Origin of the sequence: Amycolatopsis sp. cmx-11-12, assembly GCF_046269425.1 — a bacterium.
Classification (GTDB): Bacteria; Actinomycetota; Actinomycetes; order Mycobacteriales; family Pseudonocardiaceae; genus Amycolatopsis.
In genome coordinates this window covers 1-17,893 of the sequence record NZ_JADNQM010000017.1, presented here as the reverse complement: position 1 = coordinate 17,893, position 17,893 = coordinate 1, and the positions used below count along the sequence as shown (strand labels likewise).

Below are 17,893 nucleotides of genomic sequence, written 5' to 3'. Positions count from 1 at the left end.
GGAGTCCGCCATGCCGGGCCAACGGGTTCAGCAGGACAAGGACGGCCGGGTTCTTGTCTACGTGGAGGGTGATCAGGAGAACGTTCTCGGCAGCGCGGTGACCAAGGCCGGTGGCACGGTTGTCGCGGCTGACAACGGCCGGGTCAAGGCGGCGGTGCCCAAGGACAGGCTCAATGACATCGCCAAGCAGGCAGGTGTTCGCGAGGTTCGCCTGCCAGACCGGGCGATCCCGATGGCGGTGACCTCCGAGGGAGTCGCTGCGGCCAAGGCCGACCTGTGGATTCAGGATGGGAAGAAGGGCGCCGGGGTCAAGGTAGGCATCATCGATATCGGTTTCGACGGGGTACGTGAGGCCCAGCAGGCTGGCGAACTACCCGCCGACGCCAAGCTGACCGTCAACAACACGAACTGCCTCGACACCGGACTGAGCAAGGACCACGGGACCAATGTCGCCGAGGTCGTCTACGACATGGCTCCCGAGGCCCAGTTCTATCTAGCCTGTATTGACGACGCCATGGGCTTTGCCACTGCGGCGGAATGGCTGCGGCAGCAGGGTGTACAGGTCGTCACCTCGGCGGTCGGCTTCCTCAACCCGAGTATCGGACGTGGTGACGGCACCGGTGCGCCCGACAGTCCGGCAGATGTCGTCAAACGAAGCCGCGAGGCGGGCATTCTGTGGTCGGTGGCGGCCGGTAACCAGGGCCGCTTGCACTTCGCGGGCACCGCGGCCGATACCAGCGGTGACCGTTGGGTGGAGTTCAGCGGGGCCAGCCAGAACAACGGATTTCCAGCAGGCCGCAACCAGGAAGTCACCGTCGCGTTGCGCTGGGACGCCTGGCCCAAGACCAATGAAGACCTCGACCTCTATGTCATGAAGGAGGCACGTCCGCCGGAGGGGCCGAACGACCCGAACATCAAGGCCAGGTCGATTCGGGCGCAGGCCGAAACCAGTGGTGGGCTGAGCCCCACCGAGTCGATCACCTTCACCAATGATGAGTCCGGACGCACCTACTACGTCTACCTCAAGAACAACAACGCCCGGTTCACCACCAAACTGGACCTGTTCGTCGCAGGCGGCGATGGTCAACTGCAGCACTTCACGCCGGCAGGCAGCGTGGTCGAACCGGCCTCTTCGCCATACGCGATGGCAGTGGGCGCCAGCCAGCCCGGATCAGGCGCGCTGCAGTACTACAGCAGCCGTGGACCCACCGTCGACGGCCGGACCAAACCGGATATCACCGGCTTCGATCAGGTGAGCACCTCCACCTATGGCACACAGGAGTTCCGGGGCACGTCGGCTGCCGCCGCGCACGTCGCCGGCGCCGCCGCAATCCTGAAGTCGGCTTATCCCGAACTGGATGCCGCGCGACTGGAAGCCGAACTCAAATCGCGGGCGAAGGGTGACCGGGTCGACAATGACTGGGGACACGGCACGTTGTCCCTGGGCACTCCGGGCAGCAAGCCCACCGCCGACCCCGCCGGTTACACACCGCTACCCGATCCCCAGCGAATCCACAGCCGGCCCTACGGTCCGGGCGAGATGCTGACGTTGCCGGTACCCGATATCCCCAGCGACACCACGGCCGTCGTCCTCAACGTTGGCGCGAGGTCCGATGCCGAGACCAGGGTCGACGTATTACCAAGCGATCCTGAACAGTCGGCCACCAAGACCTCCACCCTCCAGGTGCGGCCAGGTGGCGGGTTCACCGCGGTGATGACGGTGGCGACATTGGGCAAAGACCGGGCGATCCGGTTGCGAAACCACACCGGTAACAGCTGGCTCGTGGTGGACATACTCGGTTATTTCAGCAAGGACGGCACGTCGACCTACTTCGCGAAGCCCAGTCCGGAACGCGTACTGGATACCCGCGTACCGCCGACCGCGATTCCAGAGAGCCGTAGCGCCGATAACCCACGGCAAGGCCACCTGACCGCCGGGGAGACCATGCCGCTCAAGGTCCGTGGCGTGGCGGGAGTTCCAGCCAACGCCACCGCAGTGGCGGTCAACATCACCGGGTTGGAGGCGACCGGGGAAACCTTCATCACCGCGACCGGGCAAACCTTCGGGGCCAGCACCACGCTCAATCTGCGACGCAACGACCGGCGCTCCAACCTCGCCATTGTCGGCATCGCCGAGAACGGCACCATCAAACTGCGTAACGAGAGTGGGGAGGTGAATGTCCTCGTTGATGTGGTCGGCTGGTTCGCACCTGGCCAAGGCGCGAAGTACGTCGCGCTGACCACTCCGGCCCGCATCGCGGATACCGGCACGGGGACCGGTGTGCCTGGCAGGCCGATCGGAGCAGGCGACACGGCTAGTGTGCAGGTGGGCGGCTTGGCCGGAGTGAGCTCATCGGCCAGTGCCGCAGTGCTCACCGTGACCGGCGCCGAGGACAGGGTGGGCACCGAACTGTCGGTGGCTCCCACCGAGTTGGGGCATACCCCGGTGACCAACGTGTCCGTCGGCCAGCGGGAGAGCGCGGCGGGTTCGGTGTTCGCGCCGCTGGGTGCCAGCGGCAGGCTGGGTATCCGCAACGAGCGTGGGCAAGCACAGGCAACCGTCGACGTGCAGGGATACTTCACCGGCGCTAGCTTGGTCACCGGCGGCGATGGCTGTGCGCTGGCCACCGGTGAGACCGGTTTCACCAGTCTTTTCGACGGCCGTACCGAGACCGGGCCACAGGGTTGGCAGCAAACGGAGAACGGACGGTTGACCCAAGAAGGCTGTGAGTGGGTGACGTCCGGTACCGGTGTCAGATGGAATTCGGCTGCCACTTACAGCAATGACTACACCTTGAGGCTGGACTGGAAGGCAACATCGACTCAAGCCGACTCCGGAGTGTTCGTCGGTTTCAATCACCCTGCGGGGAACGGGGCCGTGCCGATCAACCGTGGCCTCGAGGTGCAGATCGCTCAGAACGTGACCAGCGGTGATAGGGCTACTGGCGCCATTGCCGGCAAGCGGGCGCCGGATGTCGCCGCGGCCAAACCCGTGGGGGAGTGGAACAGCTATGAGATAACCCTGTCCTGGAACAAGGTAACCGTTGTCCTCAATGGACAGAAGGTCAATGAATACACCACTATCGAGCCGGATCGGATCAACCCGCAGAGCTTCATCGGCCTGCAGACCAACGGGCCGAACGACCCGGTCCGGTTCCGCAACATCCGGATCAAATCCAATGCGGCCACCGGTGTAGGCCCATTCGTCGGGCTGAACAACAAGTGTCTCGATGTCGCAGGCGGGAACCCCGATAACGGCACCGTGTTGCTGTACGGGTGCTGGGGTTCGAACAACCGGGCGCAGACCTGGACGCTACCCGGTGATGGTACTGTCCGGGCCTACTCGAAGTGTGTGGACGTCCGCGACGGCAACACCGCAGCCGGCACTCCGATTCAGTTGGTGGAGTGCACCGGGGTCGATGCTCAGCAATGGATAGTGCGCGCCGACGGAAGCATGGTCAACAACCGGTCCGGAAAATGCCTCAATGCGACCGGCAGCGTCGATGGCAGTACGTTGACCATCGACAACTGTAGTGGCCAGCCGCAGCAGGTCTGGCGTCCGTCGCTGCGAGCGGCTACCATCGGCGCCCTGGCACTGGTGGGTGACAAATGCCTTGACGTGGCAGGCGGCAGGCCAGGCAGCGGTTCGGTCATCGTCTATCCTTGCCACGGCGATGCTCCGCAAGCATGGTCCATAGTAGACAATGGATCCGTCCGTGCTTTCGGTAAGTGCCTTGATGTCAGCAATTCGGCTACTCCAGCCGGCACAAAGGTGATCCTTTTCGACTGCAATGGCGGCGAAGCGCAGAAATGGTTGCAGCGGCCGGACGGTGGCCTGGTCAACCCGCACTCGCAGCGCTGCTTGACCGCAGCGTCAGCGGAACCCGGGGCCGAGTTGACCATCGAAGACTGCGTCGGGCGGGCGTTGCAACGCTGGCACTTCTCGGCGCAGGCGGTCAGCAAGGGCGCCATTGTCGGTATCACCGACGGTGAGACCGACGGCAAGTGCCTCGACGTCGCCGGCAGCAACCCCGCAGCGGGCCAGGTGATCATGTACTGGTGCAACGGCGGTAATGCCCAGCACTGGACCAGGCTAGGTGACGGCACGATCCGCGCCTATGATCGGTGTTTGGACGTGGCGGGGAGCGGCACCGGGAACGGAACTCCGGTGACCCTGTACCCTTGCAACGGCGGCAATGCCCAGCAATGGGTGCGGCGACCCGACGGCACACTGACCAATCCGCTGTCCGACAAATGTCTGGACGCGGGACGTAATGGCCTGGTCATCCAGCAATGCTCTGGAGCGGCGAATCAACGCTGGGCGATCGCGGCCAGGCCGAGTTGATCACAGACGCCCGCTAGAAGTTGTGTAGCGGTACCTGCGGTGGAGTGAGTCACCGCAGGTACCGCTGTGTCCGGATTTGTTGTACCGGTCGTAGGTTGCTGATGATCTTCAGGTTCTAAACTCAAGGGGATTCGCGATGGTAGAGATTCCGCGTCGGCATTTCTGACACTCAGCGGCTGCGCGGTCGCCAGTGCCGCGCTGGCAGGGCAGACGGCGGCCGCTGTGGCAGCGCCGGTCCAGGGTGCGGCCGTTCCTCCTACGGAGATCCCGAGTCTGCAGGCGTGAGCTCCTGGGTCCGGTTTGTACTCGTTCCGGTAGGGGGTCAGGATCCTGATCGACCACGGAAGCGCGGAGCAGTTGCGGACCGCGGCCGAGGCGCTGGCCGAGGACTTGCAGCATGAGAAACCACTAAGCGACTGTCCGGAAGACGCGAGGCAGCTCAGGGACTTATCTGGCCGTCGTTGGGGAGATCCACCTGGCCGCCTACGGGGAGAACAAACTGGCCATTGACACTCGGGGAATCGGTGGTCGGGAGTGAGGGAACCTCAATCAGTGGGGTCACTCGATGGGTGCCGGTTGATCGACAATGTGGAAACGAGTGCTTAGGGTCGAAGGGCGGGTGCATTGCCGGCTGGATCGGGTTGGCCGGATTCTTTCTTCGCATGCCGTGCCTTGCCGCTGCGGCGCACTGTTGTCGTGGCGGAGACATGCCGAGGACTCATGGGTTTCCCAGTAGTTGGAGGACGTCGTGGCGGTGCGGAGCCGAGGGTGGCAGTGCGTGGTCGTGGGGGTGGTGGCGGTTGTGGGGCTGTCGTCAGCCGTCGGTGCGCCGGCTGTTGCCGGGCCGGCAAGGTCTGAGGTCATGGCGCCCGCTGTGGCAGGAGGGCACAGCGCAGCCCAGAGGGCGTTGTTGAGGGCGAATGAGGAACCGCCTCCGCCGTTGGAGAATGTGCTACCCGGTGCGGAGGACGCCACCCCGGAGGAGTTGCGGTTCGTCGCGGAATCCGAGTGTGAGAAAGGGAAACTCGATCACCGGCTCTGCGCGATGAGCGAGCCGCAGATCAACCAGCTTCAGCCTCATCTGGAGAAGGAAGCCCAGGACCTGGCCGAGCTGGCGAAGTCTGTGGCCCCACCTGAGGGTCGCGCCGCACCGTGGACCGCCGACTCGCTCGCCACGTTCTTGACCAAGATCATGAATGCCAGTCCCAACCCGGCGGTGCGGAACCTGGTGAACAAGGCCGGTGAGTTCGCCGATATGGCTTCCAGTGTCAGTGTCCCGGCCGGACTGGTGCTGTCCCAGTCTACGGCAGTGGAATTCGCCAAGGGCGCGCTGTACCTTGCGCTCAACCGCACACCGCCACTGGGTGATCTTTTCGCGTTGGCCGATGCCGTTGCGAGCGGGAACATCGAGCAGGGGGTGGTCGCGGTGATCGGTGTCGCGGCCACCGCCATCGGCCTGGTGTTCCCGCCCGCGGGTGCCGTGATCGCGGTGGGGCTCGCGATCTACAACGTCGGCAAGATCATCTGGAACTTCTTCCTCGCCCGACCCCGCGACTGGATCGCCGACCCGCCCGGCACCGCCAAAGAACTCTTCGAATCCGGCGCCAACTTGACATGGACACATCGCAACGTCAAAGGCATGCCGGCAAACCTGATTTTCTCGGAGAACAAGCTCGTCGCGACACAGTCTTTGCTCATGAACTCCGTGTGGACGAAGTACAACAGCGATCGAACGCCCGTTACCTATAGTTTCCCAGAAGGTGGAGTCGACTTCTACGAGGCTGGGGTTATTACCGCAAGAATTGAATATTCGCAGGGTGAATGGTCCGAGCTTGGTCCAAAGGTGTTGAGTGCTGCGCTGGTGATATGGCAGGATGACAAAGCGCACACGGCCGACTGTCGTGTCGTTCGGCCTCAAAATTTGCATTACTCTGATGTGATATGCGGCAACTTGAGTCGAAGCGTGACTATCGCGCACAATAAACCGGCCACGCTGGAAGTGGCCTATGTCTTGGAAGAATACCAATCACTCGACAGTTATTGTGAGACGTCTCGGCCTTGTGTTGCCGAGGAGATGCATAATGGTCAACTCAAGGTTCTGTCGGAAGGTACGAGGACCGTAAAAGTTGAGGTGCCTTTCCTGGCCGCGATTATCTGAACGTTGGCCGCCGATGTAACGCTGCGGCCAACGCATGAATCGCTCACTCTGGCGTTACGGAGGTCATGTCATCCTCATCTGGGCGGCTGAAGTGTCCGCGAGATTGCCCGGCAGGCACAAGGGGCGGTCGGAGGCCACGAAGTACCGGTATTCGTGCGAGTGTGTCATTGTGCCCTTAAGTAGTGATCACGATCGAACAGGTGTTGTGCAGGAGGTAGGAGCCGTTGCCACGCCGGTATGGGGAAATCGAGTCCGTGATGGTGTCTGCGACCCGTCCCGTCGACGAGATTCGCCCGGAACGTCCGGCCTCAGCCAGCTCCAGCGACAAGACTCGCTAGCGGCGGGCGGGGCTGGAGGCCCGGCTCCCGCGCCGCCGTCACGGTGGCCTTTTCCTTTCACGCCAGGCTATCGGCAGCGTGAGGCCGTAGTCAGCCGAATCCCGTTGCCTGGCGCGAGCAGTGCCGCGACCTGCTTGCCGACGACTACCACAAGGTCGTCAAGCTGGCGGTGGTCGCCGAGGCCGCCACGGCAGGGCACTAGATGAGTGATTCCGTGAAGGTTGTGTGAAGGGGCTGCTGTGTGGGCATGGGAGGAGGGTGTCCAAGATCAAACTGTGACGAATGAGTTGGACACCCTCCTGACCGCACTGTACGTGCTGGTCGATGACCATGTCGTGCCACCCCGCGCTGGCCGGGGGCGGCGTCCGGAGGTGACTGACAGTGAGCTGATCACGATGGCTGTGGCGCAGGTGCTGCAGCGTTACGGCAGTGAGCGACGCTGGATCCGGCACATCCACGCCGATCCCGGGTGGCGCGCGATGTTTCCCGCGATGCTGGGCCAGTCCGGCTATCACAAGCGGCTGAAGGCCGCGCAACCTTTGCTGCGCAAGGCGATCCTCACCATGGCCGCGTGCTGTCCCTCGTGGTTCGACGACCTGTGGATCACCGATTGGCGGTCCCAGGCCTGGACCTGGTCGACCATCGCGGTGGCGGCGGCGTCGCCGTGTACTCCGTAGGCGCGCGCCGAACTCCGCTCCGCCGCCTTCGGGAAGGGGCCGGACGGACAGGTAGGCGAACGAGTCGCCGTGCACCACGCCGAAGGGGAACCAAGCCCTTGCGTTCGGCGGCCAGGTCGGTGCCCTCGTCCACGGCCAGCTTGCAGAAGCCGGGCAGGGATACGGCGAGCCACAGGTGCAGGTCGGCGAAGGACACGCCGTGCTTGATCGTGACGCCGGACCAGGCTTCGGTGCGCTCGGTCGCCAGCACTCCGTCCAGCAGGTTCACCTCAGGCGGCACGTCGCCCTCGAAGCGCAGCTTGACGTGGTGCCCGTTGCGGTCGGGCAGCAGGAAGACCCGTTCGTCGCGGGCGCCTTCGCCTTGCATCGGGACGAACCCGGCCACCTCGGACGAGGTGCTCTCCAGGTGGTCGCCCTCGCGGCGGAAGCCGATGACACGGGTGATTCCGTTCATCCGCAACGGAACGACGATCGTGCCGCCCTCGGACAGGTGCTCCAGCCACGCCGGTGCCAGGTCCCAGGCCCCGACCGTCACCAGGATCGCGTCGACCGGTTCGTCCAGCCCCGGCAGCGGGTTCTCGGCGTCGGCGAGCACCACGTCGACCCGGTCGCCGTATCCGGTCTGCTCCAGCAGGTCACGGGCGCGGTCGGTCACCTCCGAGTCGATGTCCACGCTGACCACCCGACCGTCCGGACCGACGATCTCGGCCAGCAAGGCGGCGTTGAAGCCGCCGGACCCGATCTCCAGCACGCTCATGCCCGGACCGAGCCCGGCCTGCTCGATCATCCGGGCCTGGATGTAGGCCGCGCTGGTGGAGGAGATGATCACGCCGTCCGGGTCGCGTTTGATCGCGACCGAGTTGGCGACGTTGTAGGTGACTCTTGCGCCTGAGCGACCATCGCCGCCACCAGCCGCTCCTGCTCACCAGCCGGCGCCGCGGCCTTCTTCCTCGATGCCCGCACCGTCATAGCATCAACATTCATTACACTCCGTGCCCATCCCGCCGGATCTCACCCCGGCGTGTCGGGCCGAAAACACCAAAAGTGCGCCAGAGCCGTTGGTTGACAGACCCCGTCCCGAAAACTGTCCGTCGTCATGCTGTCGACCGACATCGGCTGTGTGCGCGGATGTGGCGGCTATGCCGGGATGTGCAGCCATCCGAGTTCGCCTGGGTCGGGAATGTCGCCGCGTTGTTCGACGTCTTTGCGGATTCGCTCCAGCCACTCGCGGGGTGCGCCGGGCCAGGTCTGAAAGCCGGGCTCAGTGGCGGTGAGGTCTCCGACGCGAACGTTGCGTGCGAACAAGGCCTCCAGCATGGTCCCGGCGGCCTCGGTGATCTGGTGCAGGCTGGCGCCAGCGCCGAGGATGTTACTCGCGGACACGAACACGTTGTGAATGGGAACCCAGTCGTCCCGAGCGTAGTCGGTGAAGTAGTCCAGGTCTTCGCGGTATTTCTCGGATTCAGTGTTCATTGATCAGCCGCCCACGTGGAATCTCTTCATATCAACACCGGATACATCGTTAACGTGGATCGTATTTCCCTCTGAGTCGCTGTATGTGCGGAATGAGACTGTCTGCTTCGGGTCGTCACTGATCTTCCAGTATTCGACTGTGCCTTTCGGTGTCTGGATGACCTTCGTTGGTTCGCCGAGGTTGTCGTGGAAGTGTTGCCGGACTTGGCTCAGCTGTGCCTCGTTGACCATGCGGACCCCTTTGCTGTCCTCGACACCGAGCAGATTGCCATGGTCGTCGGTGACAGCCTGTTGCACCCGCTCAATGCGGGCTTCGGGTGTGCTGGCAGGGGTGCCGGGGCGGTGTTCGGCCGGTGCGTCGGTGTCGTGATGTGTCCGGCCGAGTAGGTCTTTGAGGAGTTTTCCTGACCCGAGGCCCAGGAGCATGCCGCCGGTGATTTTGCCGAGGGCGCGGTCGCCGTGGCCGTTGGCCCAGTCGTCCCAGGCGGTGATGGCTTTGAAGGTCTCGACGGGGTGCATGACGTTGTGTGCCATTGCCGCCACCGTTCCGCCTGGGTCTGAGACCGCGCCCCAGAGTGCTTCATCGGCGCCGGAGATCGAGTCCCAGATGCCGCCGTAGAAGTTGGCGTCGGCTTGCTTGCGGGAGTCTTGCGGGGCCAGGGTCGACTCGACCCGCAGGGCGTCCGCGCAGCGGTCGCCTGCTCCGGTCAGTTGCTGGTGTGCGCGGTTCAGGATGTCGCGTGCTGTCTGCCGCAGTGCTTCGCCGGGGTCGGTGAACGCCGACGGCTGGACGACGGTGGGGTCGCCTCGCTCGGCGTTGGCCTGTGTTCGTGTCCGCGCCTCGACTACCGCCTGGTCGTGTGCCTGTGTGGCCTGCTGGGTCGCGGTATCGCCTTGCTGCCATTGGGTGATCGCTTCCGCGGCCTGCCCCTGCGCCCACGCCAGCGTGTCGGCGTAGGCGGTCAGGGCTTGTGCGGCGTTGTCGAGTGAGTCGTCGGCTTGCAGCCAGCGCGGGACTTCGGTCTGGTGGTCGTCATGGGACCTGCACGAAGCGTGGCCGGAGTCGGAACTGGTGATCGTGCCGGATGCCGGGCACACGTACGACGAGCCCGGCATACTGGCCGCGTTGCTGGAGGCGACGGATCGGTCCGGTGACCTGTGGGACGCGCTGCTCGGCGCGATCCTCCGGTGCACCATGCAGCTCGAGCACGTCCGCGTGTTGTATCGGGACACGGCGAAGGGGCTAGGGAAAGGCTATGACGCACCTGCGGGCCGGGCCCGGCTCTTTCCCTCACCCACCATGGTTCTGCAGCTGTCGGCGGACGTGTTCGAGGTGTACGGGCTCAGTCATGTCCGTGATCACCTGCGCACTGCGGCGTGGGTCGCCCGGGAGCTGGAATCCCGCTGGCGGACTGTCCCCTGAGACAAGCTCGCCACGGTCACCGTTCACGGGTCTGAAATGGATACCAGGGGCCGCAGGCTGTGGACGGCGCTACACATCGGGAAGTGGGGGTATTCGTCGCAGTCGGGGCGTCAGAGTTCTTTTTCTATTTTGATTAGTTCGGCGATACCATCATGCATTTCTTTGACTGCGTCGTATTCGGTCTTGACGTGTACGGTGGCGTGGACGCCATCTGTGGCGAGGACGGTGGTGGTGCCGCCGAGTAGGAGCGCGGCGGTCGCTGCGGCTGCTGCGGCCGCGGTGATGGCGAGGGTGTTGCGGATGTGGTGTGCCATGAGGGTTCCTTCCGTCTCTGGGCGTGGCTGGCTGCTCACCGGTTGTCCTTTGCCCGGGGGTGGGGCAGTTGAGGCAGGGCGGCCCAGGGGATGGCGTAGCCCCGGTGAGCCATTTGTCCGAATGCCGTGTGGTCACGGTGCGCCCGTTTGCGTACGATGAACACCATTTGGCGGTGACTGAGACAGGATCGTGACTCTCAGTTAAGGCGGTCGTGGCCAGGACGTCGCTGCGACCTGGGATATGAGGATTGTTCGGATTGGTTGATCCGGGGTGTCGATCGCGAGTGGTGACTCACTGTAATAACGGGTGTCGCTGGAGAGCGTCGTAGTTCTTCTCCGGGAGGTGGATGCCGAGGTCCATCTCGGTGGCCTCGATGCCGGGCGAATGGGGGTCGATGATGAACAGGGTGAGGCCTTTGGTGCGCGCGGAGTCGTCATACGCGTCCGTACGGGCCACGACCAGGCAGTGCGGCGATGTTTTGAAGCCGGTGATGAAGTGCTTGGATTCGCTGAGCTTGTAGCTGCCATCCTCCCGGCGCTTCGCGCTGGTCGTGATCTTGAAGGTGTTGGTGCCAGCGTCCGGCTCGGTGATGGCGAAGGAGAACCGCGCTTCTCCGCTGGCCGTCTTGGGCAGGATCGCCTTCCGCTGCTTTTCGGTGCCGTGCTTAAGCTTGTGATTTAAACGGTTCGATGGTCGGCGGGCACCCCGGTTGATCATGGACGCAGCCCTGGGTTGATGATTCTCTTTGCGAGAGAAGGATCTTTGACCGAGGGCTGCGTGAATCAGATCCGCCCGATGGTCGACTTGCTCAACCCGGACTTCTCCGCCATCGACGTCCGCAACCAGTGCGTGGCGTTGCGCGGGGTCTCCTCCAGCGTCGCCACGATCACCTCTTCGACCTGATCCACCGTGATCGACGGCGGCCGACCCGGCCTGTCCTCATCCATCAAGGCATCCAGGCGCCCGACCGCGAACCGGGCACGCCACTTGCCCACCATCGTCCGATGAACCCCCACCCGGGCCGGCGCACCAATAGCCATCGTGCGCAGCCTGGTGGAGTGGTGTCCTCGTACACCGGTAACGAGGCAACCGCCCAGTCGAACAACCGTGGCCCCTTCGCGCCGTCGCCGCAACTGCGGCGTTTCCAGGCGTCCTCGGGTGCCTGTGCTGCCAGAAGGTCAGCCCGTGACGTGCCGGCCGTGGCGGGGATGGTCTGGTTGCGAGCCACTGCCACGACGTAGCTGATGTGCCTGGTTTCCAGCCAGGTGCGGAACTTGTAGTCCTTGCCGTAGGCCTCGTCGGCGGTCACCCAGGCCGCGGGGACACCGGCGTCCAGTGCCCGGGCGAGCATGTTCTGAGCCAGGATGGTCTTGGTGGCGAACTCGACCTCGTCGGGCACACGGGCTTCCTGGCATCGTTCCCGGTCACCGGTCCAGGACTTCGGCAGGTAGAGTTCGCGGTCGATCAAAGTGCGTCCTTTGCTTGTAGTGTAAGCAAGAAACACACCGAGCTGACAGTTCTCGATCCGGCCCGCGGTACCCGAATATTGACGCTGTACGCCAGTGGAGCGGGTGCCTTTCTTCAGGAATCCGGTCTCGTCGACCACGAGCACGCCATCGCGTTCGCCGAGGTGTTCCATGGCGTAGGCCCGCACGTCATCGCGGACTCCGTCGGCGTCCCAGGAGGCAGCGTTGAGCAAGCGCTGCATCCCGTCAGGGGTGGCGTCACCGGCGGCTTCGGCCAAGGTCCAGCCGTTCTTCCCCGCCAATGGCGCCAACAGGCCACGCACGTACGCGCGGGCACGGCGTCGTGGCTCGACCCGGGCGAAACGACCCGCAACCCGCGCGAACAGGTCATCCAGCCCGGCGATCCAGACAGCAAGATCCTCATCGGTCAACACAAGATCGACAGACTACCCAACCATAATCACGAAGTGCTGCTGGAGTAGTAGGGAGCTCGTGAACGTGCCAGTAGCTGCTGATGTTTCCGCTGTAACCATTTGTTGATGACTAAGCGGCAGGTTGCGCTTGTAGAGCGGCGTTTGTCTTTGACGACAACGACCGTCGACAGGTGAGGGTCGCCGAGTTACCCGATGTCTCCCAGGAGTTGTCCCTAGACTCAGGCGGGCGGTGCCGCTTCGGACGAAGAAGCGTACGATTGCCTAACTCCGGGACAGTCGAGAACCGTGGAGGATCTAATGAACCTGAACCACGATGATCAAAATGTCTTCAAAGAACCTGAGTTTCCCATGCCGTTCCAGATGCGGGTAAATCCGCATCTGGACGTGTTGCTTCAGCGGTCCGAAAACTGGGCCCGTGCCACAGGCATGCTCAGCGGTGGCGGGCATCCTGACAGCTGGATGATCTGGGACAACTTGTCGATGTTCCATGCGATCGCCGCCCCTGAGTTGACTGCATATTGCTGGCCTGTCGCGCCGTCTCATGAAGCCGCACTGATCCACGATGCCATGGTCTGGTACTTCGCATTCGACGACCATTTTCAGCTTCAGTACAAGGTTGCGAGGGATATCGACGGTGCGCGAGAGCATGTCCAACGCCTGTCGAATTTCATGCCTCTGGCGTCAGATGAGCCCGTTCCCTCGCCGAGTAACGCGGTAGAGGAAGGGTTGGCGGACTTGTGGCCTCGACTAATCTTCGCGCGACCAAAACGATGGTGCGGAGACTGGAAGGACGGGATAAACCGATTTTGCGACAGTGCGATCCAAGAAATAATTCACCTTTCAACAGGGCGAATACTTGATCTTGTTGAATATGTGCAGCTCAGGAGGGAAACATTCGGTGCGTACACTGCGGCGCTGTATGTGGACATTTCTACTGGCGTAATGATTCCCGATAAGATCAGGGCTAGTCGGGAAATTCAGACACTGCTCGGTGCCTTTATGGACTACATGGCGTTGAGCAACGATATCTTCTCGTACAAGCGAGAAATTGACGACGAAGGATGTGCGACCAACCTTGTCTTGATCGTTAAGAATTTCCTGGGTGTCCCCTTGTGGCGGGCTGTGACCATCGCCAACGATCTTGTTGGTGCGCGCTTGCGTCAGTTTGAATACACGCTGAACGTGGAAGTTCCCGAGGCTGCCGCACGGCTGAACCTGAATGACGCCGAATGTGCCGGGCTCGCCGCCTGGGGCGAAGGTGCGCGGGACTACTTGTCCGGCATACTCGCGTGGCACATCAAGGCGGCACGGTACTGAGGTGTGTTGATGAGCGCAGGCCTCTCGATGGACACGAGCCACTCATCACCGCTGCCCGGCGCGAGACATCGAGGTCGAACGGCTTCCGATCGCTCATCGACGCCTGGGCAGGACGTGGCGATCAATGCTTCCTGCGGATCAGGAAGTCGGCCAGGATCCGCAGGTCTGCCGCACCTTCCGGGTGAGCGCGGACGCGGTCCAGACACTGCACAGCAGCACGAACCCGTCGGTGCGCCTCATGCTCGACCCGTTCTCGGCCGCCTGCGGTCTTCACTGGCTCCGCAGCGCGCACGACGCCACTGACACCGAGGGCTCCCGTGTTGTCGTAGAGCCTCGCCAACTGATCGTGGGCGGGTGTTCTCTCCTCAGTACTGCCATGGCCACCGTGTGGGTCACGATCTCCTGAAAGGGCTCCAGTTGGGAGACGGCCGGCTGACGTTCAACACGTTCAACACGTGCGCCGCATTTCTCGTGAACGCACAGACCGCCCGGCTGCCTACACTGGCGGTGTGCAGGAGCAGCATGGACTACCGGGCGCAGTTCGCCTCGAAAACTGAGGGCTGGGATCGCGCCATGCACGCTTGAGTCAGTGTTCTCGGTCGGGTCCTGACGGTGGGGACGATGCCGGTGTACGACACGCTGGTGACGCCCCAGGCAGCGGCACCGCTCTAGGGACGGTACCGGGTCATCCTCGCGCTTGGCGGCGACCTCGAAATGGCTGTGGTGCGGTTCCGTCTCAGCCGGACGACCACGAAGGACGAGGTGCCGCGCACCTGCGGGCACGGGAAAGGACGTTGGTATGGACGGTTCGCTGCTGCAGGGGAAGACAGCACTGATCACAGGTGCTGCTTCGGGAATCGGTGCGGCCGCGGCAGCGGTGTTCGCTGCACATGGCGCGAGCGTGGTTTTGGCCGACACCGATGTCGCCGGCGGCACCGACGTCGCTGCGGAAGTGGAGACGCGCGGTGGCCAGGCTGTGTTCATACGGACCGATGTGCGGTCCGACGCCGACGTTGCCGCGGTCGTCCAGTGTTCGCTCGAGCACTTCGGCCGCTTGGATTGCGCGTTCAACAACGCGGGGATCGATGGACAGATAGCGCCGCTGCACGAGTCCACCGAACACAACTGGGACGAAGTGCTTGGTGTGAACCTCACCGGAGTCTGGCGGTGTCTGAAGTACGAGATCCGGCAGATGCTCACCCAAGGATCGGGCGCGATCGTCAACACCGCCTCAGTTGCCGGCGTGGTCGGAGTTTCCTTGCGGCTCTCGGCTTACGTCGCGGCCAAGCACGGTGTGGTCGGTCTGACCAAGGAGGCCGCCTTGGAGTACGCCACCCAGAAGATCAGGATCAATGCCCTCTGTCCGGGAGGGGTCCGCACCGCGATGCTCGACGAAGCCATCCGGAAAGGGCTGGTCCCTGAACAGGACTTGTTGGCGAGGCAACCGGTGGGTCGGTTCGCCACCCCTGAAGAGATCGCTGAGGCAGCCGCGTGGCTGTGCTCGGACGCGTCTTCGTTCGTCACCGGACACGCCATGGCCGTGGACGGTGGATGGACCGCGCAATGACCTCCTGCCACACCTCAGCCCGGCCCGGCGGCCGCACCAAGGTCATTGGATGTGTTCATGGACTGGACGGGACTCTCGAATGACATCGTTCCTGCCAGCGAGAAACCAAGAACGAGGGCGAGCGCCACGATCTCGTACTTGTCCTGGTTTCGCTTCCTGCGCGTGCCACCGCAAGAGGCCGTACTCGTCGCCAACGACCTGATCGCCGCGCGCCTGCCACCAGCTGGATCATTTCGTCGATAGGAACGTGCCGCGGGTAATGGGCAAATATCGCCTGAGCGCCGACAAGCGCGCCCCGGTGTCGTCCTGGGATTCACGGCGCTCGCAGCTACTTGGCCGGCCCGGTCGCCTGGACGGAATGCGCGGCCTGATACGCAACTGGTGCCGTCGAGGTGATGACGCCAACAGATCTAGAACTCCGCCAGCCCGCCGACGAGACCCGTCGCTGCCGCTGCGCGAAGGTCCAACCTCGGCCAAGTCAAACCGAACACCACTTCAGAGGCGCCATGTAAATCCATCTGCCGGCTTCTCCCTGGCCTCGATGATCCAGATCTGCCGATGACGGGCACGCCGTGCTGTTCGCGTAGGCCACGCGATCGTCCTCGTTCCCCAGCGACCGACCACAGTTCGCCGATCACGAAGGGACGGCCATGGCCGCCACCACCGGTTCATCCGGCCCCCTGCCTGTCGCGCCATGGCGTCTCGCAGGGCTCGGCCACATTGCGTACCTGCTGCGCGATCCCGTCGCCGCGTTCCAAGCGCTGCGTCGCCACGGCGACGTCGTGGTGTGCTACATCGGCCGAGAACCTGTCTACCTGATCAACTCTCCTATGCTCTTACACGACATGTTCGTCACCCACGCGGAAGCCTTCAGCAAAGGCCGCATGTACGAGGAACTTCGATCAGCCATGGGCAACGGTCTGGGCACCACGCACGGACCCCTGCACCTGTACCAGCGCAGAGTGATCGCTCCCACCGCACATCAAGACAGCCTCGCATCCTATGTCAAGGTCATGCTGCCCGAAGCCCAAGCCATGGCATCGTCCTGGCACGACGGGCAGAACCTGGCCATGGACCAGGAACTCCGCGACCACGGCGCCGCCATGGGATACAAAGCGCTGTTCGGCGCCAACGTGGATAATCGCCTGGCAGACGAAATCACCACCTGTATCGTCGCGATTCAGAGAGCCGTCGTCCCACGAATACTGACTCCGCCCTCGGCGAAAAGGCTGCCGCTTCCCTGGAACCGCCGCTGGGAAGAACACTGCGCCCGTCTCGACCACCTGGCTGATCGGTTGATCGACGCCAACGAGGACCCAACAACAGGGACCGCCACTGTCCTCCCACTGCTCGCGGCAGCGACAAGCTACGGAACCCGAGAACCCCTCACCCGGGTAGAAATGCGTGACGAGGTGAAGTCACTGCTGATGGGAATCCCCAATGGCACCGGATCCAGCCTGGCGTGGATCTTCTACGAACTCGCCAAAGCCCCGCATATCCAAGAACGCCTATATAATGAACTCATCACCGTATTGGCAGATCGCACACCGACCGTGACGGACTTTCCCAACCTTCCCTACCTGCGGAAAGTGATCGACGAAGGATTACGCCTGCACAGCGTGTCGTGGATCCAGACACGGCGTACCCTGCGTCCCGTGCAGGTGGGAGCTATCCAGTTGCCCGCTCGCGCGACGGTCCTCTTCAGCGCACTGGCCGTTCACCGCGATCCGGCCCTCTACGCCGACCCCATGACCTACGACCCGGACCGGTGGGACTCCACGCCGATCAAGAACACGTTCCTTCCTTTCAGCATCGGCCACCATCGATGCGTTGGGGAACACCTCGGGCGCCTTGTGATGGGCATCCTGCTTAGCACTGTCGTCAGAAACTGGCGGCTCACGCTCGCACCCAAGACCACGGTTCACGCAGTCCCCGCGGCGGCGCTCCGACCGAACCATCTCCCGATGATCGTCCAGGCACGGTAGAGGGCGCAGCCACGGTAAGTGGCTATAGTGGACTGTTGTCGTCACTCAGTAGAGCTGGTTGCTACATCGATAGGCTCAATAGAGATCATATTGGTCAGACGGCGTATCGTGACGCGAGCACTCGTGTTCGCGTCGGCCTGCACCGGGTTCGGCGTAGCGCTGTCAACTCCAGCCGGCGCACAGGGTTGCCCAGCGCAGCTGGACCATGCGATCAGACCGCGTCCAATGACACCTCCCGTCGTCTCGTCCCGGATATGTCGCCGCCTAATACTGCAACGGCACTCGCATGGGTAGTGGATGATGTTGCGGGTGATGGACATGGTGGTGGCTGAGCTGGGTCGGGTCCATGAGCGGATTTCGGGTCGTTTCACGAGGTTGGAGCCGCGGGGCCGGGC

13 protein-coding genes and 2 pseudogenes are annotated in these 17,893 nt (G+C 63.4%); 8 read left to right on the top strand and 7 right to left on the bottom strand.

From position 1 onward, the window contains the following. Positions 1-10: 10 nt before the first annotated feature. The 3 genes from ACLARN_RS23040 (at position 11) to ACLARN_RS23030 (ending at position 7,518) form a co-directional block, all read left to right on the top strand. Entirely contained in the window at positions 11-4,345 is a 4,335-nt protein-coding gene (locus ACLARN_RS23040) for a ricin-type beta-trefoil lectin domain protein (protein WP_409493520.1), read from the top strand. A gap of 778 nt (positions 4,346-5,123) precedes the next feature. Further along, positions 5,124-6,503, top strand: coding sequence for a hypothetical protein (locus tag ACLARN_RS23035; RefSeq protein WP_409493519.1), 1,380 nt, complete (start codon positions 5,124-5,126; stop codon positions 6,501-6,503). A gap of 613 nt (positions 6,504-7,116) precedes the next feature. Then, on the top strand, positions 7,117-7,518 hold the full coding sequence (locus ACLARN_RS23030; RefSeq protein WP_409493518.1) for a hypothetical protein: 402 nt from the start codon (positions 7,117-7,119) through the stop codon (positions 7,516-7,518). Here the strand turns inward: ACLARN_RS23030 and fxlM are convergent. The 3 genes and pseudogenes from fxlM to ACLARN_RS23015 all read right to left on the bottom strand — a co-directional run. Then, positions 7,445-8,383, bottom strand: a pseudogene (fxlM, locus tag ACLARN_RS23025) (methyltransferase, FxLD system); the annotation flags it as partial. The gene ACLARN_RS23030 and the pseudogene fxlM overlap by 74 nt on opposite strands. A 272-nt stretch (positions 8,384-8,655) precedes the next feature. Then, positions 8,656-8,991: a hypothetical protein gene (locus tag ACLARN_RS23020; protein WP_409493517.1), complete on the bottom strand. Its 336-nt coding sequence runs from the start codon at positions 8,989-8,991 to the stop codon at positions 8,656-8,658. A gap of 3 nt (positions 8,992-8,994) precedes the next feature. Continuing rightward, positions 8,995-10,089, bottom strand: coding sequence for a putative T7SS-secreted protein (locus tag ACLARN_RS23015; protein WP_409493516.1), 1,095 nt, complete (start codon positions 10,087-10,089; stop codon positions 8,995-8,997). Between ACLARN_RS23015 and ACLARN_RS23010 the strand changes: the two genes are divergently transcribed. Beyond that, positions 10,064-10,414, top strand: a complete 351-nt coding sequence (locus ACLARN_RS23010) for a hypothetical protein (protein ID WP_409493515.1) — start codon at positions 10,064-10,066, stop codon at positions 10,412-10,414. The genes ACLARN_RS23015 and ACLARN_RS23010 overlap by 26 nt on opposite strands. A 110-nt stretch (positions 10,415-10,524) precedes the next feature. Here ACLARN_RS23010 and ACLARN_RS23005 read toward each other — a convergent pair whose 3' ends face one another. The 4 genes and pseudogenes from ACLARN_RS23005 to ACLARN_RS22990 all read right to left on the bottom strand — a co-directional run. Beyond that, complete coding sequence (locus ACLARN_RS23005) at positions 10,525-10,728, bottom strand: hypothetical protein (protein WP_409493514.1); 204 nt, start codon at positions 10,726-10,728, stop codon at positions 10,525-10,527. Between the two features lie 292 nt (positions 10,729-11,020). Further along, positions 11,021-11,446 carry an acyl-CoA dehydrogenase family protein gene (locus tag ACLARN_RS23000; protein WP_409493513.1) on the bottom strand — a complete coding sequence of 142 codons (426 nt, stop codon included), beginning with the start codon at positions 11,444-11,446 and terminating at the stop codon, positions 11,021-11,023. Positions 11,447-11,511: 65 nt separating this feature from the next. Continuing rightward, a complete protein-coding gene (locus tag ACLARN_RS22995; RefSeq protein ID WP_409493512.1) occupies positions 11,512-11,676 on the bottom strand; it encodes a hypothetical protein in 165 nt (54 codons plus the stop codon). A gap of 74 nt (positions 11,677-11,750) precedes the next feature. Next, positions 11,751-12,626 (bottom strand): annotated as a pseudogene (locus ACLARN_RS22990) (IS701 family transposase); the annotation flags it as partial. A gap of 300 nt (positions 12,627-12,926) precedes the next feature. Here ACLARN_RS22990 and ACLARN_RS22985 point away from each other — a divergent pair. The 4 genes from ACLARN_RS22985 (at position 12,927) to ACLARN_RS22970 (ending at position 17,498) form a co-directional block, all read left to right on the top strand. Beyond that, the gene (locus ACLARN_RS22985; protein WP_409493511.1) at positions 12,927-13,946 is read left to right on the top strand and encodes a terpene synthase family protein; all 1,020 of its coding nucleotides are present in this window, start codon (positions 12,927-12,929) and stop codon (positions 13,944-13,946) included. Between the two features lie 124 nt (positions 13,947-14,070). After that, positions 14,071-14,352: a hypothetical protein gene (locus ACLARN_RS22980; protein ID WP_409493510.1), complete on the top strand. Its 282-nt coding sequence runs from the start codon at positions 14,071-14,073 to the stop codon at positions 14,350-14,352. 393 nt (positions 14,353-14,745) lie between these two features. After that, positions 14,746-15,513 carry a glucose 1-dehydrogenase gene (locus ACLARN_RS22975; protein WP_409493509.1) on the top strand — a complete coding sequence of 256 codons (768 nt, stop codon included), beginning with the start codon at positions 14,746-14,748 and terminating at the stop codon, positions 15,511-15,513. Between the two features lie 650 nt (positions 15,514-16,163). Then, positions 16,164-17,498: a cytochrome P450 gene (locus ACLARN_RS22970; RefSeq protein ID WP_409493508.1), complete on the top strand. Its 1,335-nt coding sequence runs from the start codon at positions 16,164-16,166 to the stop codon at positions 17,496-17,498. Positions 17,499-17,893: the final 395 nt, after the last annotated feature.